21 protein-coding genes are annotated in these 19,712 nt (G+C 63.2%); 7 read left to right on the plus strand and 14 right to left on the minus strand.

The window, feature by feature from the left end; translation table 11 throughout:
- Positions 1-284: 284 nt before the first annotated feature.
- The 8 genes from GHT07_RS21025 to mltG all read right to left on the minus strand — a co-directional run bounded on the left by GHT07_RS21025 (position 285) and on the right by mltG (position 5,922).
- Positions 285-926 carry a hypothetical protein gene (locus tag GHT07_RS21025; protein WP_228488475.1) on the minus strand — a complete coding sequence of 214 codons (642 nt, stop codon included), beginning with the start codon at positions 924-926 and terminating at the stop codon, positions 285-287.
- A 3-nt stretch (positions 927-929) separates the two neighbouring features.
- The gene (locus GHT07_RS21030; RefSeq protein WP_153587054.1) at positions 930-1,277 is read right to left on the minus strand and encodes a type II toxin-antitoxin system prevent-host-death family antitoxin; all 348 of its coding nucleotides are present in this window, start codon (positions 1,275-1,277) and stop codon (positions 930-932) included.
- Between the two features lie 104 nt (positions 1,278-1,381).
- Positions 1,382-2,041 carry an ankyrin repeat domain-containing protein gene (locus GHT07_RS21035; protein WP_153587055.1) on the minus strand — a complete coding sequence of 220 codons (660 nt, stop codon included), beginning with the start codon at positions 2,039-2,041 and terminating at the stop codon, positions 1,382-1,384.
- Positions 2,038-2,844 (minus strand): TatD family hydrolase, encoded by an 807-nt coding sequence (locus GHT07_RS21040; protein WP_153587056.1) that lies wholly within the window; start codon positions 2,842-2,844, stop codon positions 2,038-2,040. Before GHT07_RS21040 ends, GHT07_RS21035 begins: the two co-directional genes overlap by 4 nt.
- A gap of 74 nt (positions 2,845-2,918) precedes the next feature.
- A complete protein-coding gene (locus GHT07_RS21045) occupies positions 2,919-3,281 on the minus strand; it encodes a PilZ domain-containing protein (RefSeq protein WP_153587057.1) in 363 nt (120 codons plus the stop codon).
- A gap of 10 nt (positions 3,282-3,291) precedes the next feature.
- On the minus strand, positions 3,292-4,281 hold the full coding sequence (locus tag GHT07_RS21050; protein ID WP_153587058.1) for a DNA polymerase III subunit delta': 990 nt from the start codon (positions 4,279-4,281) through the stop codon (positions 3,292-3,294).
- Positions 4,278-4,907: a dTMP kinase gene (tmk, locus tag GHT07_RS21055; RefSeq protein WP_153587059.1), complete on the minus strand. Its 630-nt coding sequence runs from the start codon at positions 4,905-4,907 to the stop codon at positions 4,278-4,280. The genes GHT07_RS21050 and tmk overlap by 4 nt, the downstream gene beginning before the upstream one ends.
- Before the next feature lie 10 nt (positions 4,908-4,917).
- Positions 4,918-5,922 carry an endolytic transglycosylase MltG gene (gene mltG, locus GHT07_RS21060; protein WP_323741051.1) on the minus strand — a complete coding sequence of 335 codons (1,005 nt, stop codon included), beginning with the start codon at positions 5,920-5,922 and terminating at the stop codon, positions 4,918-4,920.
- 54 nt (positions 5,923-5,976) lie between these two features.
- Between mltG and ygfZ the strand changes: the two genes are divergently transcribed.
- Positions 5,977-6,894: a CAF17-like 4Fe-4S cluster assembly/insertion protein YgfZ gene (gene ygfZ, locus GHT07_RS21065; protein ID WP_153587061.1), complete on the plus strand. Its 918-nt coding sequence runs from the start codon at positions 5,977-5,979 to the stop codon at positions 6,892-6,894.
- Here the strand turns inward: ygfZ and GHT07_RS21070 are convergent.
- Genes GHT07_RS21070 through GHT07_RS21080 form a run of 3 tightly spaced genes read right to left on the minus strand, consistent with a single transcriptional unit; the run spans position 6,870 to position 10,957 of the window.
- A complete protein-coding gene (locus GHT07_RS21070; protein ID WP_153587062.1) occupies positions 6,870-9,071 on the minus strand; it encodes an O-antigen ligase family protein in 2,202 nt (733 codons plus the stop codon). The genes ygfZ and GHT07_RS21070 overlap by 25 nt on opposite strands.
- Before the next feature lie 6 nt (positions 9,072-9,077).
- The gene (locus tag GHT07_RS21075; RefSeq protein ID WP_153587063.1) at positions 9,078-9,944 is read right to left on the minus strand and encodes a YbgC/FadM family acyl-CoA thioesterase; all 867 of its coding nucleotides are present in this window, start codon (positions 9,942-9,944) and stop codon (positions 9,078-9,080) included.
- A complete protein-coding gene (locus GHT07_RS21080; RefSeq protein WP_228488477.1) occupies positions 9,941-10,957 on the minus strand; it encodes an alpha/beta hydrolase in 1,017 nt (338 codons plus the stop codon). Before GHT07_RS21080 ends, GHT07_RS21075 begins: the two co-directional genes overlap by 4 nt.
- Before the next feature lie 47 nt (positions 10,958-11,004).
- Between GHT07_RS21080 and GHT07_RS21085 the strand changes: the two genes are divergently transcribed.
- Positions 11,005-12,141, plus strand: a complete 1,137-nt coding sequence (locus tag GHT07_RS21085) for an iron-containing alcohol dehydrogenase (RefSeq protein WP_153587064.1) — start codon at positions 11,005-11,007, stop codon at positions 12,139-12,141.
- Positions 12,142-12,158: 17 nt separating this feature from the next.
- Here the strand turns inward: GHT07_RS21085 and GHT07_RS21090 are convergent, their stop codons facing one another.
- Together GHT07_RS21090 and GHT07_RS21095 are read right to left on the minus strand one after the other, a co-directional pair.
- Positions 12,159-13,244 (minus strand): phospholipase, encoded by a 1,086-nt coding sequence (locus GHT07_RS21090; protein ID WP_153587065.1) that lies wholly within the window; start codon positions 13,242-13,244, stop codon positions 12,159-12,161.
- A gap of 55 nt (positions 13,245-13,299) precedes the next feature.
- Complete coding sequence (locus GHT07_RS21095) at positions 13,300-15,627, minus strand: Tex family protein (protein ID WP_153587066.1); 2,328 nt, start codon at positions 15,625-15,627, stop codon at positions 13,300-13,302.
- Between the two features lie 156 nt (positions 15,628-15,783).
- Here GHT07_RS21095 and GHT07_RS21100 point away from each other — a divergent pair, with 156 nt between their 5' ends.
- The 5 genes from GHT07_RS21100 (at position 15,784) to GHT07_RS21120 (ending at position 19,371) form a co-directional block, all read left to right on the plus strand.
- The gene (locus tag GHT07_RS21100; RefSeq protein WP_153587067.1) at positions 15,784-16,326 is read left to right on the plus strand and encodes a hypothetical protein; all 543 of its coding nucleotides are present in this window, start codon (positions 15,784-15,786) and stop codon (positions 16,324-16,326) included.
- A gap of 54 nt (positions 16,327-16,380) precedes the next feature.
- Entirely contained in the window at positions 16,381-17,112 is a 732-nt protein-coding gene (locus GHT07_RS21105) for a DUF1223 domain-containing protein (RefSeq protein ID WP_153587068.1), read from the plus strand.
- A gap of 45 nt (positions 17,113-17,157) precedes the next feature.
- Entirely contained in the window at positions 17,158-17,667 is a 510-nt protein-coding gene (locus GHT07_RS21110) for a hypothetical protein (RefSeq protein ID WP_153587069.1), read from the plus strand.
- Between the two features lie 69 nt (positions 17,668-17,736).
- Positions 17,737-18,906, plus strand: a complete 1,170-nt coding sequence (locus tag GHT07_RS21115) for a transglutaminase family protein (protein WP_194793008.1) — start codon at positions 17,737-17,739, stop codon at positions 18,904-18,906.
- 30 nt (positions 18,907-18,936) lie between these two features.
- Positions 18,937-19,371, plus strand: coding sequence for an ankyrin repeat domain-containing protein (locus GHT07_RS21120; RefSeq protein ID WP_194793009.1), 435 nt, complete (start codon positions 18,937-18,939; stop codon positions 19,369-19,371).
- 105 nt (positions 19,372-19,476) lie between these two features.
- Here the strand turns inward: GHT07_RS21120 and GHT07_RS21590 are convergent.
- Positions 19,477-19,712, minus strand: a 236-nt coding sequence (locus GHT07_RS21590) for a hypothetical protein (RefSeq protein WP_228488478.1), incomplete at its 5' end; no start/stop codon positions are given.

The raw sequence follows: 19,712 nt of genomic DNA on the forward strand, positions 1-19,712 counted from the left end.
TCGCAGATTTGAAAGTGAACAGGAAAGTCAATGAAATCAACGATCTACCAACACCACCTCCGCGCCAGTGCTAGCTTTTCGTACCGTCACTTATTGCACTGAAAACGAGGAGACCCCCTGTCCCGCACGCCGCTAGCGGCCTGCGGGACAGGAGGATCCGCCGAGGTTGCTCTTGTCTGCTTTGGGCATCTTTCTTTTACTTAACATAATATACATCGTATTAAGTATAAGACGCGACAACCCGCCAACACTCCAGTCATCGATTCGCTGTCTTGCGCGCTCCGCTAGCCGCTACTCTCCAGGCGCATCGCCGCCTCAACGATGGGCCGTGCCCACTTGGCCACCGCATTCATGGCGTCTGCGTCTGTCGCATCGGGCGTGAGTAAATGCCCGTGCTCAACCTGCAAAACGATGACCGGATCCGGAATGTCGTCCCCAGGTTGGACCTGGACGCTGTTATCGAAGACTGTCAGCCTGGCGAGGCTCGGCATCAGTTTGATCAGATTCACCCGAGAGGCAACCCAGCGCTCCCGGATCTTTGCTTCGGCAATATGGTGGCCTCCGTGCGCCACTCGCGACGCAACACGCGCCATGTGGAGCTGCGGAGATTCCAGGCCGCAATACAGAATCGCGACATCGTGAGTCGCAGTGGCCTTCAACAAAAGCGCCGTGATCGTGTCACCCCCAAGCGTTGTTTCAAATGCGTGGTTGGTGCCGTGTGCAATTGCTGATTCGAGAGCGGATTTGCCGAACTCCCAGGCGCGCCCATTCGCCTCAATGGGATCGAGTCCCAATTGCCGCACGAGCTCTCTGGCGTATGTGTCAGGGTTAAACCACGTCAGTCCATGGTCGCTGAGAATCGCTCCGCCGACCGAACTCTTACCGGCGCCATTGACGCCAGCAAGCACAAAAATCCAGGGCTTCACCGCTCAGTACGTGCCGCCCGCTTTGGGCCGGTTCACCAGTTTGCCGCCGCTCGCAAAAATCGCGTCGATCTTTTGGGAGCTATCCGGCTGTTGCAGCACGGCGAGGCGCCTGTCGAAGTCGTCGGCCAACTGCTCCAGGACGGCGCGCTCGCGCGTTCTCATAGCATCAGCACCGGCCACAAGCTGCCTGTATGTGCTGACGTCAAGAAGAACAAATTCGACTTCGGCGTGGTTCGTGATGGCAACGCTACCCGTCTCACGCAGGCCGCGCACAACCTCGCGCCATTTGTTCTTGACATCGGAGACGGTTTGTCGCGGCAACTGATCCAGTTCGGGGACCCTTGCAAGCATGGCGAACTCCTATAAATCGTGGCATTGTGCCATTTTCACGCTTGAATTGGCATTTTTCCGACTTGGCTCCCGCCCACGACGCGACCTGATCGCCTCTCCAAACGTCACCATTTGCCCTTGGGCTGACCAGCCCGGATCTTCGCCGTGATCAACGCAATCGCGTCCGGCCGGCTGGCGCGCTGGGCAAAATCAACGGCTGTCATGCCGAGCTGGTTCTTGACCGTCGGATCGGCGCCGGCATCCAGCAGGAACTTCACGGCCTCGGTCGAGCCGTATTGCGCAGCCATCATCAGCGGCGTGGTGCCATTGGGCGACTCGGCGTCGATGTACGCGTGATGCTCCAGCATCAAATCGATCAAGGGCACATGACCGCTCGTGGCCGCGTAATGAAGTGGCGTCCAGCCCGGCTTGTTCACGTCGGCACCAAGGGCGATCAGCCGCCTGGCGACCTCGATATGGCCGCGCAAGGCCGCGATCATCAACGGGCTTTCGTCCTGCGGCGTGCGGGATTCGACATTGGTTTTCGGCCAGTCCATCAGCGCCTGGGCAGCCTTCATGTTGGACTCGCGAAGCGCAAGGTACAGGCCGTCCAGCCGCTCCGGGTTGGGCGTATTGGGATCGAAACCGCGGTTGAGCAGCGCCGTGATGGCGTTGCCGTCGTCGCGCTTGATGGCGGTGAAAAAATCCTCGTACGATCCAGCGTTGGCAGCAGAAAAACCAATGCTGATAATGGCTATTGCCGCAAACCTCAAGTAATTTCTCATGATCGGGCTCCGGCAAAAAGCCGCTCGAAATTGGCGCTGGTGGCCTGCGCGACCTCCTCTACCGCCAGTTTGCGCAGCTCGGCGATCTGTTTGGCGACGAAGGGCACGTACGACGGGTTGTTCGTCTTGCCGCGATAAGGCACGGGCGCCAGGTAGGGGCTGTCGGTCTCGATCAGCATGCGGTCCATCGGCACGAATGCCGCCACATCGCGCAGGTCCTGCGCACTCTTGAACGTCAGGATGCCCGAGAACGAGATGTAAAAGCCCAGGTCAAGCGCCGCACGCGCCACCTCGGCCGTCTCGGTGAAGCAGTGAAACACCCCGCCAGCTGATCCAGCAGAGCCGTCTTCGCCCTCCTCCTTCAGCAGCCTCACTGTGTCTTCCGATGCAGCCCGCGTATGGATGACCAGCGGTTTTTTCACCTGTTGAGCCGCGCGGATATGGATGCGAAAGCGCTCGCGTTGCCACTCCATGTCAGCGACGGTGCGGCCACCTTTGCGCTCATCCATCTGGTAGTAGTCGAGCCCCGTCTCACCAATGGCCACAACTCGCGGCCGGGCCGAGAGCGACACCAGATCGGCCAGTGATGGCTCGGTGACGCCTTCGTTGTCCGGATGAACGCCTACCGTCGCCCAGAAGTTGTCGTAGCGCATCGCCAGTGCGTGAACCGTGTCGAATTCTTCAAGCGTGGTGCAGATGCAAAGCGCGCGGTCCACCTGCGCCTGCGCCATGGCCTCGCGGATTTCGGGCAGGCGCCCGGCGAGTTCGGGAAAGCTCAGGTGGCAATGGGAATCAACAAACATGGAGGACCGCAGTCAGGCAAACGCATGGAAGGGCGGGCGCATCACGCACCCGCCACACAAAAAATATTAGCCGATCAGATGGTCTGCGTGGGCCGCTCGGAGGCCAGGTGCGCGCCGAGGATTTCCTCGATCTTGATCTTCAGCAGGCGTGACTTCTCATCGGCAGGAAATCGCACGCCGACACCCTGGGTGCGATTCGCCGCAGCACGCGCCGGCGTGACCCATGCCACCTTGCCCGCCACTGGATAGCGCTGCGGATCGTCCGGCAGCGAGAGCAGCACATAGATGTCGTCGCCCAGCTTGTATTCGCGCGTCGTCGGGATGAACACGCCGCCATCAGCGAACAGCGGAATGTAGGCGGCATACAGCGCCGCCTTTTCCTTGATGGCGAGCTGGATGACGCTGGGGCGCGGCGTGGAGGGGGCGGCTGTACTCATGGAGGGGTGCTTATGAGCTTGAGTGTAGGGCGGAGCGCGCCCGGCTCACAAGCGCTTCGAGCATCAAACCGGGATTGAGTGGGTGTTCAGCGTTGCGTGCAGCGCGCATGAGGTCGTGCGACCACGCATTGAGCGCCTCGAACGATGGCGCCGCAGGCAGGTCCTTGCCGTCGAAAAACCGTGGTGGTGCGCCAGCCTTCACGGCGAGCATGTCGTGGCAGACCTTGGTCAATGCTTCTATGGTTTGGGCGGCGCCCCAGTTCGAAAGCAAACCCGGATCACCCCGTGCGAGGGACTTCGGCATGCGTGACCACGCTGCTGGGTCCGCGCCAGATCGCGCGAGGGCAAGCGCATCTTCCGGCCTGCCGCCTGCGGCCTTCATCAAGCCGGCGATGTCGGATTCATTCACGCCCTCGCCTGCCAGCCATGCCGTGGACTCGGCCAGCGTGGGCCAGCTCATGGTGTGGCCCAGGCACCGGCTGCGGATCGTCGGCAGCAACTGGTGCGAAGCCTCGCTTGCCAGTACAAACCGCGTGTCGCCAGCGGGCTCTTCCAGTGTCTTGAGCAGGGTGTTGGCCGTCACGTGATTCATGCGCTCGGCCGGATACACCATCACGACCTTGCCGCGCCCTCTTCCACTGGTGCGCTGGGCAAATTCGACAACATCGCGCATCGCCTCGACGCGGATTTCCTTGCTGGGTTTGCGCTTCTTGTCGTCGATGTCGGACTGCGCCTTCTCGGGCAGCGGCCAGCCAAGCTCCATCATCACCGTCTCGGGCATCAACACTTCAAGATCGGTATGGCCGCGCACATCGATCGCATGGCAACTGTCGCAGGTGCCGCACGCGCCTTTGGCCGTGGGCGCGTCGCAAAGCCATGCCCGCGCCAGCTCAAGAGCCAGCGCGTATTGCCCCAGGCCCGACGGCCCTTGCAACAGCCACGCATGGCCACGCTGCGCCACCAGCAGCTCGACCTGCGCAGCGATCCACGGTGCATTCATGTGAGCCACTTCCTTGCCTGCACCGCCCGCACCACTTCGTTCCACACCTCCAGCCGCGGCTGGTCTGCATCGATGCGCGAAAAGCGCTGCGGATGCTGATGCGCACGCCTGTCGTAACCCGCAGCCACACGCCTGAAGAACTCGACCGGCTGCGATTCGAACTTGTCCGGCACACGCGCACCGGCAAGCCGCTCGGCGGCAACGCGAGGATCGAGCACGAACAGCAGCGTCATATCGGGCTGGACCAATTCGATGTCAAGCCGCTGCACCATCTGTTCAAGCTGCGACAGCACGTTCCAGTCAAACTCCCGCCCGCCACCTTGATACGCGAATGTCGCGTCGGTGAAGCGGTCGCACAGCACCACGTCGCCACGCGCCAATGCCGGCGCGATGACCTGCACGAGGTGATCGCGGCGCGCTGCAAACATCAGCAACGCTTCGGTCAATGCGTCCATCGGGTCGTTCAGCGCCATTGCCCGCAGCTTTTCTGCCAGCGGCGTGCCGCCCGGCTCACGCGTGACAGTCACTGCGCGGCCCGCCGCACGAAAGCGGTCGGCCAGGCTCTCGATATGGCTGGACTTGCCCGCGCCATCGATCCCCTCGAAGCTGATGAAAACGCTGGTCATGGCGTAGTGGTCATTGCGTGTTCTGGCCGCGCTGGTACTTGTTCACGGCACGATTGTGCTCGTCAAGGCTCGCGCTGAACTGGCTGGTGCCGTCACCGCGGGCCACGAAGTAGAGCGCCTTGGTCGCAGCTGGATGCAGCGCCGCGTTGAGCGACGCCTTGCCCGGCATGGCGATGGGCGTGGGCGGCAGCCCCGGCCGCGTGTAGGTGTTCCAGGGCGTGTCGGTCTGCAGATCCTTCTTGCGAAGATTGCCGTTGAACGACGCGCCCATGCCATAGATCACCGTCGGGTCAGTCTGCAGCGGCATGCCCACGCGCATGCGATTGGTGAACACAGCGGCAATCATCGGCCTGTCCGCGGGCCTGCCGGTTTCCTTCTCGACGATGCTCGCAAGAATCAGCGCTTCATCGGGCGTCTTGACCACCACCTCAGACGAGCGATTGGCCCATGCTGCTTCAAGCCGCTTGTCCATCGCACGCATGGCGCGCTTGAGCACGGCAACATCGCTCGAGCCTTTGGCGTAGGTGTAGGTGTCGGGAAAGAAGCGCCCCTCTGGATGCTGGCCCGCGCGGCCGAGCAAACTCATCAGCGCCTCATCGCTCAGGTTTTTTGTATCGGGCTTGAGAACTTCTTCGCGGGCGAGCGCGGCGCGCACCTGCCGGATGTTCCAGCCTTCAACGAACGTGACGGCGCGCAGCGACTCCTCACCGCGCGCCAGCTTGGAGAGCAGGCGCATGGGCGTGATGCCCTTGTCGAGCTCGTAGCTGCCCGCCTTGATGAGCCGGCCCTGGCCCGAAAGGCGGAACCACCAGTACAGCACGTCAGGCTGCACATCGATGCCTGTATCGGCAACGGCCTGGGCGACACCGCGAGGCAACGTGCCCGCATCGATCGACAAGTCCACCGTGGGCGCGGGCAGCCGCAGCGGCTCGTTCACCCACCACCAGCCCCACGCACCAACCGCGACAGCTGCGCCAAACACAAGCAGGAAGACCGCCAACAGAAAACGACGCACCGTGTCTTCGCCCTTATGCAATCGATGGATTGAAGCGACGATGATAATTGACGCATGAGCGATGCACTGACTGGCGTAACCCACCTGCCGCACCTTGGCGTGATCCGTGTCGAGGGCGCCGACGCGGCGAGCTTTCTGCAAGGCCAGCTGACGCAGGATTTCGAGCATCTGGCCACCGGCCAGGCGCGTCTGGCCGCGTACTGCACGCCCAAGGGCCGCATGCAGGCGAGTTTCATTGGCCTGAAGCTGGCCGATGGCGACATCGTGCTTGTGATGAGCGCCGACATCCTGCCCGCCACGCTCAAGCGAATCTCGATGTTCGTGATGCGCGCCAAGGCCAAGCTGCGCGATGCCACTGCTGAGTTCTCGCTGTATGGCGTGGCAGGTGATGCGCTCGCGGACATCGCGCCGACGCGAGCCGGTCCGTGGTCCGCAACGGCCTCGGGCAATGCAACGGTCATCGGCCTGTACCCCGCAGACGGCATTGCGCGCGCCCTGTGGCTGGCACCAGCCGGCACCGCAGCACCAGTTGGCCCCGCGCTCAGCCTCGAAGCGTGGCAGGCCAGCGACATTCGCAGCGGCGTCGCGATGATCACCGCGCCCATCGTCGAAGCGCTGGTGCCGCAGATGCTCAACTACGAATCGATTGGCGGCGTGAACTTCAAGAAGGGCTGCTATCCCGGCCAGGAAGTCGTCGCGCGCAGCCAGTTCCGCGGCACGCTCAAGCGGCGCGCGTACCTGGCGCATTCACAAGAGGCAATGACGGCTGGTGATGAAGTCTTTCATTCATCGGACGCGAGCCAGCCGTGCGGCATCGTCGCGCAAGCCGCGCCGTCGGCGCAAGGCGGCTGGGACGCCATCGTCTCGATGCAGATCACGGCGGCGCAAGACGGCGTTGTCACGCTGCGCAGCGGCGATGGCCCTGCGCTTGTGATCGAGCCCGCACCCTATCCCTTGCTCGAAGACATCTGAGGCGCTGGCGGCACCTGGGGCACTGCCACCGGCGGCAGGCCGAGCTGCTCGCGGTAGTCGGCGGGCACGCGGGCTGAAAGGCTCGCCCACTCACCCGGTTGTGCCGCCTCCTTCGCCTTGCGAAACGATTCCAGCGCCTGTTGCGGATCACGAACGGCAGCGTGGTACATCACACCGAGCTGCATGTAGCCCTGCGCCGCGCTCGCAGGCCACCGTGCAATACGCAGCCGCATGGCAGTCGCAGCCAGTTCGTAGTCACCCGCCCGCCCGGCTAGCGTGAAGCCCGTATTCACCAGGTCAAAGTCATACGACTTCGCAGCGATCGCCTCACGCACGATCTTCAGCGCGCTCGCTTCGTCATGCGTGCGCGCCAGCAAAATCACCTCCAGCGATTTGATGGCTGTCGCATCCGGCTGGGCGCGGCGTGCTTTGTCGAGCCAGACGCGCGCATTGGCGTAATCCTCCATCACCACATAGCCACGCGCGACGTTGGCCATGATGGCGACCACATGGGGCCGCGAGTGCAGCACGCTCTCCCAGATCCACACGGCGTTGCGCCAGTCGCCCCAGCTGGCCATGTCGTCAGCGATGGTGGGCGTGATCTTGCGGTAGTGCGGATTGATGGCGATGCCAGCTGACGCAAGCTCCAGCAGCTCGCGCTTCTTGTCGTTCCACAACGGATCGCGCGGATTGGTCGAGCTTGAAATCTCCAGCGCGAGCTTGGAGGCGCGTATCAGGTCGCGCTCGCACACTGCAGCCTGCCAGCTGATGTAGATCGCGAGTGACAACGCTGCTGCGCTGAACCCAAGTGCAATCTTCGAAGCCAGCGGACTCCACACCAGCCGCATCGCTGACCAGCGCGTGACAAAGCCAAGCCGCATGTCCGACGCGCCAAGGCCTGCCAGACACACGGCGAACAAAGCGCCCGTCACCGCCATGCGCCACGGAAAGCCGATGCTGCTGACCACAGCGAGCGCCGCCAGGCTGCACAGGAGCACACATCGCCACGCGGCCTCTTCGCGGTCATGCTTTTCCACCCAGGTCCGCCGGATCGCTTCGAGCGCGAACGTGAGCAGGCCCAGCAGAAAGAGCCAGCCCACCACGCCGTATTCCGCGACCAGCTGCAGGTATTCGTTGTGGACGTAGTAGTCCGTCTCGAGCTGCGACCCCTTGGCCTGGTACAGCGGCACCTCGTTTTCCCATGCGCCGGCGCCGACGCCCGCGATGGGGTGCACAGCGATCATGTCGAGCGTGGCACGCCACATCGTCATTCGAACGCCCAGCGATGGATCGTCTGGCGAGATCGAGCCCGTGCGCTTGAAGCCGCGCTCCAGCGCATTGCTGCCACGCGCCTCCTGCACGATCACCGCGTTGCCCGACGGGATCAACCCCAGCCCCACGACAGTCGCGAGCAACACGACGACAGCGACGAGACGCGTCGGCAAACTCCAGCGTGCCAACGCGAGCGCGCGGCCGAACTTCCACACCACCAGCGGGAACAGGATGAGCAATTGCAGCCATAGCGCGACGAGCGCCGCGCGCGTGCCCGTCATGAAAATGGCGAGCACCACCAGCCCCGTGCTGAACGACAGCATGGCAACGCCAGCGCTGCTGCGCATCCGCGCCAGCAGTATTGCGCCGAAGGGCAGCGTGCAAACGGCGAACTCGGCGAAGAAGTTGCGGTTGATAAATGTCGAAGCGGGTGGCGGCCCCTGCGGGAACAGGTTGAATTGCCCCCAGAACTGCAAGACCGCCCAGGCCGACGCCATCGCGCCACCGAGATGTACGCCCCACGCCAGCCACACCAGCCGCTCGCGCGTCAGCGCATTCATGCCCAGCCACACGAGCACCGCGAACACAAACCAGCGAATGGCCTCCACCCCGGCCAGATAGGTGTGCGACCACGCCATGCTGCAAAGCGCATACACCATCAGCATCAACGGCAGGCCGACGACGGCATGCGACGCGACAGCTTCAGTGCGATCGCGCTCCTGCCAGAAGAACACAACCGCCGCAGCCAGCACCGCGCAAGAGACGACCATCGACTTGAGTGTGTCTTGCAGCAGTTCCTCGGTGGTGGCGCCAAACGCTGGCGCCAGGAGCAAACCGGCGGCAATGATCGCGACCGACAGCGCGCCCGCTATCGAAGACTCATCGTGCGCACTGCCTGACTCCATCTGCGATCAGGCGGGCGCAAGCGGCCGCACCATCTCGATATGGGCAATGCCGGCTTCGTCGAATGCATCGCCGCGCGGCGCAAAGCCCAGGCCGAGGTAGAACGGCTCGGCACTGCGTTGTGCATTCAAGATCACTTCATGATCGCCACGCGCGCGCGCTGCCTCCATCAGCGTGGCCATCACCCTTGCGCCGACGCGTGAGCCGCGCAGCACCCGGTGAACGGCCACGCGCCCGATCTTCGCCACGCCGGGCGCGTGTTGCAGCAGCCGGCCCGTTGCCAGCGTCTGGCCGAGCCTGTTGTAGATGACGACATGCAACGCCGTCTTGTCGTCTTCGTCCCATTCAAGTTCGGCCGGGATGCGCTGCTCTTCGATGAAGACATCGGACCGGATGCGCTGCGCATCGGCGCCGAGCCTGGCCCAATCACCCGTCACGACATTCAGCATGTCTTCACCGGCCTCAAAGCCCAGCAGCAGCTCGCGAAGCGCCTGCGGCACCGGCCGCGAAGTCTGCGTGGCCGGGTCGGCAAACACATAGACCAGCTCCACGGTGACCAGCAGGTCGTTGTCGCGAAAGATCGCGCCCGTGAAATTCATCGACGAGGTGCCAATACGCGTGCACTTGACGCCCACATCGAGCCGCTCGTCCATGCGCGCTGACGCATTGAATTCAACCGTGGCCTTGCGGGCGTAAATGTCGCCATCGAGCAGATGCATTGCCTCTTCATACGGCATGGCGAGTGCGCGCCAGTAGTCGGCCACTGCCGTATCGACATACATCAGGTAGTGCGCGTTGAAGACGATCTTTTGCATGTCCACCTCGGCCCAGCGCACGCGCAGGCGGTGGAAGAATCGGAAGTCCTGTCGTTTCATGGCTTGTCGGTTTGTGTGGAAGTGGGAGTCGATGCCGGCGCAGGTGTGCAGCCAAGCGCATTCGAAAGCGCATTTGCCGCATCCGCATGGGCCTTGCGCGCTTGCGGCAGCACACGGCCCATCTTGATGAACTCGTGCGTCACGCCGCGGTAGATTTCCAGGTCAACCGCAACACCTGCGGCGCGCAGTTTGTCGGCGTAAGCCAGGCCGTCATCGACCAGCGGATCGCATCCCGCCAGGCCCAACCACGCGGGCGCAACGCCTTCCACATCGTCGGCATTCAGCGGCGCGAAGCGCCAGTCTTCACGCAGTTCCACCGCGATGTAGTTCGAAAAGAAGTAGTCGATGTGCGCTCGCTCCAGCACCAGGCCGTGCGCGAACTTGCTATGCGACGGTGCATCCTGCGTGCCTGCACAGCCGGGGTAGAACATCAGTTGCAACGCGATGGGAATGCTGGCGTTGCGCGCGAGAATCGCGCAGACCGCCGTGAGCGTGCCGCCCGCGCTGTCGCCACCAAGTGCCAAGCGCGTGCCGTCCAGCCCCAATTCGCTGCCATGCGACGCGATCCACTGCAACGCATCCCACGCGTCGTTCACTGCCGTCGGAAACCGAAACTCCGGCCCGAGCCGGTAGTCGAGCGAGACCACTGCGCAACCGCTCAGGCGGCACAACTCGCGGCACAGAATGTCATGCGAAGCAACGCTGCCTATCGTGAAGCCGCCACCGTGGAAGTACAGCAGCACGGGCAATGTATCGCGGCTGTTTGCGTAGAGCCGCGCACCGAGCGTTGCACCGTCGCGCGCCGCAATCACGAAGTCTTCCACTCGCTCCAGCTGCGCCTTCGGCACTTCCAGCACGCCCGCGCCAAGTTCGTAGTTCGCCTTCGCCTCTTGCGGTGCCAAGGTGTGTATAGGCGGGTATGGCGCGCGAGCCATACGCTCGAGCACCGACCGCATTTGCGGCGTCAGCTGCGGGTATTCAGGAAGGAACATGCCTGTGGATGTCGAGGCCATCGCTTGCGATTAAAGTGGGGCTTTCCATCGTACCTTGCTCGCACCCCATGGCATTCATCTACTACGTCACCCAGATCCAGTTCGACTACGGCGCCGTGAAGCTGCTCAAGCAGGAATGCGAGCGCGTGGGCATCACGCGGCCACTCATCGTCACGGACGCGGGCGTCAAGGCCGCAGGCGTCTTGCAGAAGGCGCTCGACGCATTGCCCGGCATGCCCGTCACGGTGTTCGACCAGACGCCGTCGAACCCGACCGAAGCTGCCGTGATGGCAGCAGCAGCCATGTACAAAGCCAACAACTGCGACGGCCTGATTGCAGTGGGTGGCGGCAGCGCGATCGACTGCGCCAAGGGCGTTGCCATCGCCGCGACACACGAAGGCCCCCTGACCTCCTACGCCACCATCGAAGGCGGCTCGCCACGCATCACCGACCGTGCCGCGCCCCTCATTGCAGTGCCCACCACCAGCGGCACCGGCAGTGAAGTGGCGCGCGGCGCGATCATCATCGTGAACGACCACCGCAAGCTGGGTTTTCACTCGTGGCACATCGTGCCCAAGGCGGCCATCTGCGACCCCGAACTCACACTCGGCCTGCCGCCGCGCCTCACAGCCGCGACCGGCATGGACGCCATCGCGCACTGCATGGAAACCTTCATGTCCGCCGCCTTCAACCCGCCCGCCGACGGCATTGCGCTCGATGGCCTGGAGCGCGGCTGGGCCCACATCGAACGTGCCACCAAGCAAGGCAGCGACCGCGAAGCGCGATTCAACCTGATGAGCGCGTCGATGCAAGGTGCGATGGCTTTCCAGAAGGGCCTGGGCGCCGTGCACTCGCTCAGCCACAGCCTCGGTGGTGTGGACCCGCGCCTGCATCACGGCACGCTCAACGCGATGTTCCTGCCCGCCGTGGTGCGCTTCAATGCGCAAGCCGAGTCCGTGCAGCGTGAACACCGCCTCGAACGCATGGCGCGCGCGATGGGCCTGCAATCAGCCGGCGACATTGCGCAAGCCATCAAAGACATGAACGCCCGCCTCGACCTGCCCACCGGCCTGGCCGCCATGGGCGTTCAGCGCGACTGGTTCGACAACATCATCAAAGGCGCGCTGGCCGACCATTGCCACAAGACAAACCCGCGCATTGCCACGCCGCAGGAATACGAAGCGCTGCTCGCTGAATCCCTTTAATTGGGGTCAGATTCCAATTAAAGCGGCTCGACCTTTGATGCGTCGGGTTTGCTGAGCCACTGCGCGAACTCATCTGCCAATTGGCGGCTGGCCGACGCGCCCGCCGTCCACGCTTTCATTCGCGCGGCGAGGTCCACGCCATAGCGCGTGAAGTCGGTGCGATCGGGCAGCTTGCCGTTCGGCAGGCTCTTCACCCACTCCGGGTCCGGCGCGAGCACCACAGTGTTGTCGAGGAAGTGCGTGGCACCGTGCCGCCACTTCAGGCCCTTGTCGAGCCAGCCCGGCACGATGGCGCGCTGGAAGTGCGGGTACAGCACCAGCCCTTCGCACTTCCCTTCACTCATCGCTGCGTTGTAGTTCAGGTGCAGGTGATAGTCGGTGATGCCACCATCCCAGTAGGCACCTGGTGGCGCGCCAGGAATGTCGTGGATGGCTTTGAGCACGAACGGAATCGAGCAGCTTGCCTGCAGCGCCGGCTGGAAATTCGCCTCGCTCAATGCCACCTGGCGCGTGCGGTAGTCGCCAGTGGCAAACGGAAGATCACTGCTCGTCGAGAACACCACGCGTTCCAGCCACGCGCCCATTGCCTTGCGATGCACCGAGTTCGTGAGGAACGCGCCGAAGTACCCCAGTGGCGTTCCAACACCATGCTCGCGCCGCAGCACATGCCGCCCGCGCGACGTCACGATGTGCAGCTTGTAGCGCGGGTGGCTGAGCACCTCGCCGATACGCCCGCCGTAGAACGACTGCAGGTTCTTGCCGAACTGCTCGCTCACGTGCTCAGCCGTCGGTGATTTGCGCCCCGGCGGCAGCTCGTAGTCCTGCGCGATGTAGTCGGTCTCTAGCCGATGAAACGCCGTGACCGAGTCGCTCAGGCAGGCCGTGGCCATTCGCCACGCGCCAATCGACGCGCCCACCAGGTGAACGGGTTGCGAGCTCTTCGCAAGCCATTCGCCGAAGATGAACCGGTCGAGCGGCCCGAGGATCAGGCCCTTGGGCCCGCCCGCTGCGCCCGGCACCACGCCAACGTCGCGCGCGAGCAGCCCGTGCTGCTCGATATGGCGCCGCGCTGTGGGGCCGGCGTAGATCCTGAGTGCTTTCATCGACAGCGATTCTCAGCGCAAATCAGTCGAAGTCAGCGTCACACTGCCGACATGTTCAGGACTTGCGCAGGCCCTGCAGCTTCGCGAACGCGCCCGCCATGGCCGTGCTGACGGGTTGCTGCTCGCGGCCCGGGCGCTGGCCACGCCCTGCGGCTTCGAACTTGTTCGCGCCCGGTGCGTCGCGCCGCGCGGGCGCATCACCCAGCTTCATCGACAGCGCAATCCGCTTTCGGGCCACGTCGACCTCGACCACCCGCACCTTCACGATGTCGCCCGTCTTCACGACCTCACGCGCATCGTTGACGAACTTGTGCGACAGCTGGCTCACGTGGACCAACCCGTCCTGATGCACGCCCAGATCGACAAACGCACCGAACGCCGCCACGTTGCTCACAGTGCCTTCCAGCACCATGCCTTCGCGAAGATCGGCGATGTCTTCCACGCCATCGGTCAGGCGCGCCACCTTGAAATCAGGGCGCGGATCGCGGCCCGGCTTTTCCAGCTCGCCCAGAATGTCCTTGACGGTGATCACGCCGAATTTCTCGTTGGCGAACAGCTCGGGCCGCAGCGACTTGAGCATCTCCGCGCGACCCATCAGCTCGGCCACCGGCTTGCCGGTTTTCTGCATCATCTGCTCGACCACCGGATAGGTTTCCGGGTGAACGCCCGTCATGTCGAGCGGGTTGGTGCCGCCGCGAATGCGCAGGAAGCCCGCGCTCTGCTCGAATGTTTTTGCGCCCAGGCCGCTGACTTCCATCAACTGTTTGCGATTGGCAAAAGCACCATTCGACTCGCGCCACCGCACGATGGCTTTCGCCACGCTCGATGACAGGCCCGACACGCGCGCCAGCAGCGGCACGCTCGCGGTGTTCAAGTCCACGCCTACGGAATTCACGCAGTCTTCAACCACCGCTTCGAGCGAGCGCGCCAGGTCGGCCTGGCTCACGTCGTGCTGGTATTGCCCCACGCCGATCGACTTCGGGTCGATCTTCACGAGTTCGGCCAAGGGGTCTTGCAGGCGCCGCGCAATGCTCGCCGCACCGCGCAGGCTCACATCCACGTCCGGCATTTCCTGCGAAGCGAATTCGCTCGCGGAATAGACCGATGCGCCCGCCTCGCTCACCACGACTTTTTCGATGGGCTTTTCCAGCCGCTTCATCAAGTCGCCAGCGAGCTTGTCAGTCTCGCGGCTGGCGGTGCCGTTGCCGATCGCGATCAGGTCCACATTGTGTTTGCGGCACAGCAACGCGAGCTGGTGCAGCGAGCCCTCCCAGTCGCGGCGCGGCTCGTGCGGATACACCGTGGCCGTATCCACCAGCTTGCCGGTTGCATCGACCACTGCGACCTTCACGCCGGTACGGATGCCGGGGTCGAGCCCCATCACGACACGCGGTCCGGCTGGCGCGGCCAGCAACAGATCACGCACGTTGTCGGCAAACACTTTGATGGCGGTCTTCTCGGCCTCGTCACGCAGCCGCGCAAACAAGTCGCGCTCGGTGGACATCGACAGCTTCACGCGCCACGTCCATGCCACGGTCTTGCGAATCAGGTCATCTGCGGGCCGTGCCTGGTGGCTCCAGCCGAGGTGGATCGCGATCTTGCCTTCGGCGATGGACGGCTTGCCCGGCTCCGGCTCCACCGGCAGCACGAGTTTCGCGTCGAGGATTTCCTGCTGCCGGCCGCGATACACAGCAAGTGCGCGATGCGACGGCACGCGGCCAATCGGCTCGGCATAGTCGAAGTAGTCGCGGAACTTGGCGACGTCGGGATGGTTCTCGTCTTTGCCCGCAGCAAGCTTCGACTGGAACAGCCCCTCATTCCACAGCCACTCGCGCATCTGCTGCACGAGCGCGGGCGATTCGGCCCAGCGCTCCGAGAGGATGTCGCGCACGCCATCGAGCACGGCGGGCACGGTGGTGAAGTCTTCGCCGCCCTCGCCCTTTTCCGCTTTCACGAAGGCTTGCGCTTGCACGGCCGGGTCGAGCTTCGGGTCAGCAAACAGCATGTCGGCCAATGGCTCGATGCCGGCTTCACGCGCGATCTGGCCCTTGGTGCGGCGCTTTGGCTTGAACGGCAGGTACAGGTCTTCGACCTCCTGCTTGGTGGGCGCGGCCTCGATGGCGGCGCGCAATTCGGGTGTGAGCTTGCCCTGCTCTTCAATGCTCTTGAGCACGGCCTCGCGCCGCTCTTCAAGCTCGCGCAGGTAGCCCAAGCGTGACTCGAGTTCACGCAGCTGGATGTCGTCAAGGCCGCCGGTCGCTTCCTTGCGATAGCGGGCAATGAATGGCACGGTGGCGCCACCGTCGAGCAGCTCGACGGCAGCGCGAATCTGTTGTTCCTGGACACGGATTTCGGCGGCGAGCTGCCGCAAGATCTTTTGCATCGATGTAACGGGAAATTGAAAGGAGAAATGCGGCGCGACTGAACGCGAAGGGCGCGAGTTTGCCACAGTGACGCACACCGATTCGGCGCATTGGCTGACACCAGCCCAACCGCAGGCCGCCCAAGAATCAACCGGAGCAAAACAAGGAGATCTCTCATGCGTGGCCGCCTCATTCTCATCGTCATCCTCAGCGTGCTGGCCTTCGGGTTCGCCGCATTGAACTGGTCAGAAGTGGTGCAGACGGCGCCCCTGAGTTTTGGCATCTTCATCACCGAGGCATCGGCAGGCCTGGTGCTTTTGACGTTGCTGGCCGTGACCCTCATCTGCTTTCTGGTTGCAAGCGCCACGCAGGAGACACGCCACCTGATTGACTACGGCCAGAACCAGCGCGCCCTGCAAGCGCAGCGCGACCTGGCCGACAAAGCCGAAACATCGCGCTACGTTGAACTCAAGAAGCAGCTTGAACAGCACCTGCGTGACAACAAGGAGCGCGACGCCGTCGCCACGACCGAACTGCAAAGGTCCATGCTCGTGAGCCAGCAGGAGGTGCGCAGCCAGGTCGAGACCCTGAGCCAGGTGCTGCTGTCCCGCCTGCGCGAAATCGAGATGCGGCTGGACGAGCGGCTTGAGCACATGAGCAGCGTCTCCGAGTTCCAGGCTGGCGAGGCCGAGATCGCACGAAGCCGCGTGAAGCTGTAAGACTCGCCGCCATGGCGCGACCGACGGGAAGCCACTTCCCACAAGGATCACGCCATGCCCCATCCTGTCACCTCATTCCTGACTTTTGCGTGCGTCGCACTCGGCGCGGGTAGCGCACTGGCCGCCGCGCCCGTGTGCAAAGCTGAATCGGCGGCTGCACTGACGCCGGTGATCGAGCTCTACACGTCCGAAGGTTGCAGCTCCTGCCCGCCGGCGGACCGCTGGTTGTCCACATTGAAAGCCGTGGCTGGCAACGGCAAGGCCGTGGTGCAGGCTTTTCACGTCGGCTACTGGGACTACATTGGCTGGGTTGACCGCTTTGCGACGCCCGCCCACACCACGAGGCAGCGGCAAGTTGCAAGCCAGAGCGGCCTGTCTGGCGTGTACACACCGCAGCTCATACGCAACGGGCGTGACTCGCGCGACTTTGCAAATGCCACGCGCGCTGGCGACGCCGCCAAGGCGCAAATCCAGCTGCTGCGCAATGGCGACGACTCGTTCGAAGCCGTTGTGACGCCAGCGCAGGACGTGGGTTCATGGGCTGCCTACTGGACGGTGACAGAGAACGGCCACAGCAGCAAGGTCAAGGCTGGCGAAAACGCAGGCGAGTTGCTTCAACACGACTTCGTGGTGCGCCAGTATGTGCCGCTGGGCGAATACAAAGGCGCATCGAAAGTCACGCTGCGCACCATCGCGCCCAACCCGGCGCATCCGCGGCAAGTGAACCTCGTCGTGTTCGACCCGAAGACGGGCAAGCCGCTGCAGGCGCTCAGCCTCGGGTGTTGATGCAGCCACGGCTGCGGCTGTGACGTGCGGGCTACACTGCGCCGCATGTCCTACCTGCGGCGGCTGCTGCGCCAATTCATTCTCGGCACGCTCGCGCTCGTCCTGATTTTTGAGGAATGGGGCTGGGAGCAGCTCTCGGCGCTCATCGCGCGGCTGGGCAGGCTCCCGGTCTTCGCCTGGCTCGAGCGGCAGATCAAGGCACTGCCGCCGTGGGGCGCCCTCGCCGTGTTCTTCGTGCCGGCACTCGCGCTGCTGCCAGTCAAGCTGCTGGCGCTGTTCCTGATTGGCCGCTCGCATCCGATGCTGGGGTTGATCGTGCTGCTGGCCGCCAAGGTGGCAGGCACGGCGATCCTCGCGCGGCTCTTCACGCTGACGCAGCCCGCATTGATGCGGCTGGCCTGGTTCGCCCGCTGGTATCCGCGCTGGAAGAGCTGGAAAGACAGCCTGATCGCGCAGGTGAAGGCGTCGCAGTTCTGGCTGGCGGGTGCACGGCTGAAGGCGCGCGTTCTGCAGGCGTGGCGCGAGCGGGTCAAGCGCTTCAAGGCTGAAGACTAAGGCCCGTCAGCCATCTGGATGACTGGGCGGAGACGGTCGCCCATAATCGCGGCCATCAAAAAAATCAGCATGAGGGAGGCAGCTGTGGGTGGGTTGTTGATCATGCGTCTTCGACAGACGCTGTTGCTCTTGTGCTGGCTCGTTTTGGCGCTGGTATCGCCACCGATTCACGCACAGCGCGTGAAACCGGCCTATGAATCAAACATCAAGGTCGTGCGCACGCTGCTTGAGCAGCCTGAATCCCAACTGGATTTGGCGAGCATCAAGCTGGCCATCGACGAGATGATCGAACCAGCCACTGACAAGGCTGCTGTACTCAAGCAACTCGACGGGATGGCTTCGGAAATCAGGGCCTCTTTCCCGCTCGAGGCCAGCAATCTCGTCAAGTTCAAAACGCTGCGCGATTACCTTTACCGGCCACCACTTCTGAGCGGCCGACGACCATTTGCATACAACCTGGAGGACGATCGCAACCCGAAGGCAAAGCTGCTGTCGGTGTACCTGGCGACGCACAAGGGCAACTGCGTTTCGATGCCGCTACTGTTCGTGATCCTGGGGCAAAAGCTTGGCATTCCCGTCACGATCACGACGGCGCCGGCCCACCTCTACGTCAAATTCCGTGGTGACAACGGCAACTGGTACGGCGTTGAAACGACGAGCGGCGGCGGATGGGCGGACGACGACTGGCAGCGAAAGCAGTTCCCGAGGCTGACAGAGAAAGCGATTGCGAACGGCATCTACTTGCAGCCGCTGACCAAAAGAGAGACGGCCGTCGTCATCGCCGACTCACTGCTGGAGTACTACGAGCACCAGCACAGCGTCGAAGCCAACCAGGCGCGAGTCAAACTCGCACTGCTGCAACTCGACCACTATCTCGGGAACAGCACGGCGCTCGGATCGTCCCTCACCGACTACTTGCAGCGCCAGTCTGCCCTGCGAGACACCGCCATCGTCATCGTGCCCACGACGCCCGATCAGGAAAAGAGGATCCTGGACTACTTCCGGCAGTTCGGCGACCCCAATGCTGGCATCAACTATTCGGAGACCTGTGCCGCGCGCACAGCCAAGGGGTTGTCGGCCGCAGACCTACTGCGCGAGGCGTTCGTGACGTCACCGCAGACGTACGGCTTTCCCTACAGCCAGTATCAGGCGGTGCGCAACTTGCCTGGCGCACTAACGGTGGTGATTCCCAACGGAGGTTCTGTGCCTTCCTTCCTGGCGACGTTCAACCCGCGCTGACCGATGCCAGGACGGACCGTTCGACATGTCATGGCGATGGTGGCGTCAGCCGCGATTGCCGCCTGCTCACCTGAGGAGACAAATAACCTTGTTGGGGCCGCTTCCTCCGGCAATTTGCCTCGCGTGAAAGAAATGGTCGGTCAACGGGCAAACGTAAATGCACGCGCGTTTGACGACGGCCAGACTGCGTTGATTGCTGCTGCACGCGGCGGCAAGCAAGATGTAGTTGAGTACCTCATCGCCAACGGCGCAGATGTCAATTTGAAAGACGCCGGCGGCACACCGCTTTACTGGGCCGCTTTCGAAGGTCAAGTCTCTATTTTCAACTACCTTCACGCCCATGGAGGGCGCCTCAATGCTGACGAATCCTCGCTTGCTCATTTGCTGCGCGTCCTGCGCGAAAAGGGGTTGATCGACCTTGCGAACGTGGTGACATCCTTCGCGGCACAGGAAAAGAGTGGATAGAACTTTGAACCATTGCGATCGAAAACGGTATGTGGGTGCATTCCTGTTCAATGAAGTGACACCGTGAGTCAAACTCGCGTTTTACGACGTTCAGGCTTTGTGGTGCTAGCGGCATTTGTCCTGTATGTGGGCGGCTGCGCATACAACGGTTACTGCATACAAACCAAGTTCGATGCGGTTGCAGTCGGTACCAGCGAGGCCGATTTGGTGAAGGCTGACCTTGCCCCCGAAAAACGGATTCCTTGCTGAGGTGTAATTTGGCAAGGAGAAACGACAAATGGGTAAGAAGCCGAGGGCGAGGTACACGCTCGAATTCAAGCTGGAGGCGCTGAGGCAGATTG

Origin of the sequence: Caenimonas koreensis DSM 17982 (assembly GCF_009646335.1) — a bacterium.
Lineage (GTDB): Bacteria > Pseudomonadota > Gammaproteobacteria > Burkholderiales > Burkholderiaceae_C > Ramlibacter > Ramlibacter koreensis.

Coding starts and splice junctions, on each gene's coding strand:
- GHT07_RS21030 (WP_153587054.1), bottom strand. CDS start 1,277: ATGCTTGCAAGGGTCCCCGAACTGGATCAGTTGCCGCGACAAACCGTC.
- GHT07_RS21035 (WP_153587055.1), bottom strand. CDS start 2,041: ATGAGAAATTACTTGAGGTTTGCGGCAATAGCCATTATCAGCATTGGT.
- GHT07_RS21040 (WP_153587056.1), bottom strand. CDS start 2,844: ATGTTTGTTGATTCCCATTGCCACCTGAGCTTTCCCGAACTCGCCGGG.
- GHT07_RS21045 (WP_153587057.1), bottom strand. CDS start 3,281: ATGAGTACAGCCGCCCCCTCCACGCCGCGCCCCAGCGTCATCCAGCTC.
- GHT07_RS21050 (WP_153587058.1), bottom strand. CDS start 4,281: ATGAATGCACCGTGGATCGCTGCGCAGGTCGAGCTGCTGGTGGCGCAG.
- tmk (WP_153587059.1), bottom strand. CDS start 4,907: ATGACCAGCGTTTTCATCAGCTTCGAGGGGATCGATGGCGCGGGCAAG.
- ygfZ (WP_153587061.1), top strand. CDS start 5,977: ATGAGCGATGCACTGACTGGCGTAACCCACCTGCCGCACCTTGGCGTG.
- GHT07_RS21070 (WP_153587062.1), bottom strand. CDS start 9,071: ATGGAGTCAGGCAGTGCGCACGATGAGTCTTCGATAGCGGGCGCGCTG.
- GHT07_RS21075 (WP_153587063.1), bottom strand. CDS start 9,944: ATGAAACGACAGGACTTCCGATTCTTCCACCGCCTGCGCGTGCGCTGG.
- GHT07_RS21080 (WP_228488477.1), bottom strand. CDS start 10,957: ATGGCCTCGACATCCACAGGCATGTTCCTTCCTGAATACCCGCAGCTG.
- GHT07_RS21085 (WP_153587064.1), top strand. CDS start 11,005: ATGGCATTCATCTACTACGTCACCCAGATCCAGTTCGACTACGGCGCC.
- GHT07_RS21090 (WP_153587065.1), bottom strand. CDS start 13,244: ATGAAAGCACTCAGGATCTACGCCGGCCCCACAGCGCGGCGCCATATC.
- GHT07_RS21095 (WP_153587066.1), bottom strand. CDS start 15,627: ATGCAAAAGATCTTGCGGCAGCTCGCCGCCGAAATCCGTGTCCAGGAA.
- GHT07_RS21100 (WP_153587067.1), top strand. CDS start 15,784: ATGCGTGGCCGCCTCATTCTCATCGTCATCCTCAGCGTGCTGGCCTTC.
- GHT07_RS21105 (WP_153587068.1), top strand. CDS start 16,381: ATGCCCCATCCTGTCACCTCATTCCTGACTTTTGCGTGCGTCGCACTC.
- GHT07_RS21110 (WP_153587069.1), top strand. CDS start 17,158: ATGTCCTACCTGCGGCGGCTGCTGCGCCAATTCATTCTCGGCACGCTC.
- GHT07_RS21115 (WP_194793008.1), top strand. CDS start 17,737: ATGAGGGAGGCAGCTGTGGGTGGGTTGTTGATCATGCGTCTTCGACAG.
- GHT07_RS21120 (WP_194793009.1), top strand. CDS start 18,937: ATGGCGATGGTGGCGTCAGCCGCGATTGCCGCCTGCTCACCTGAGGAG.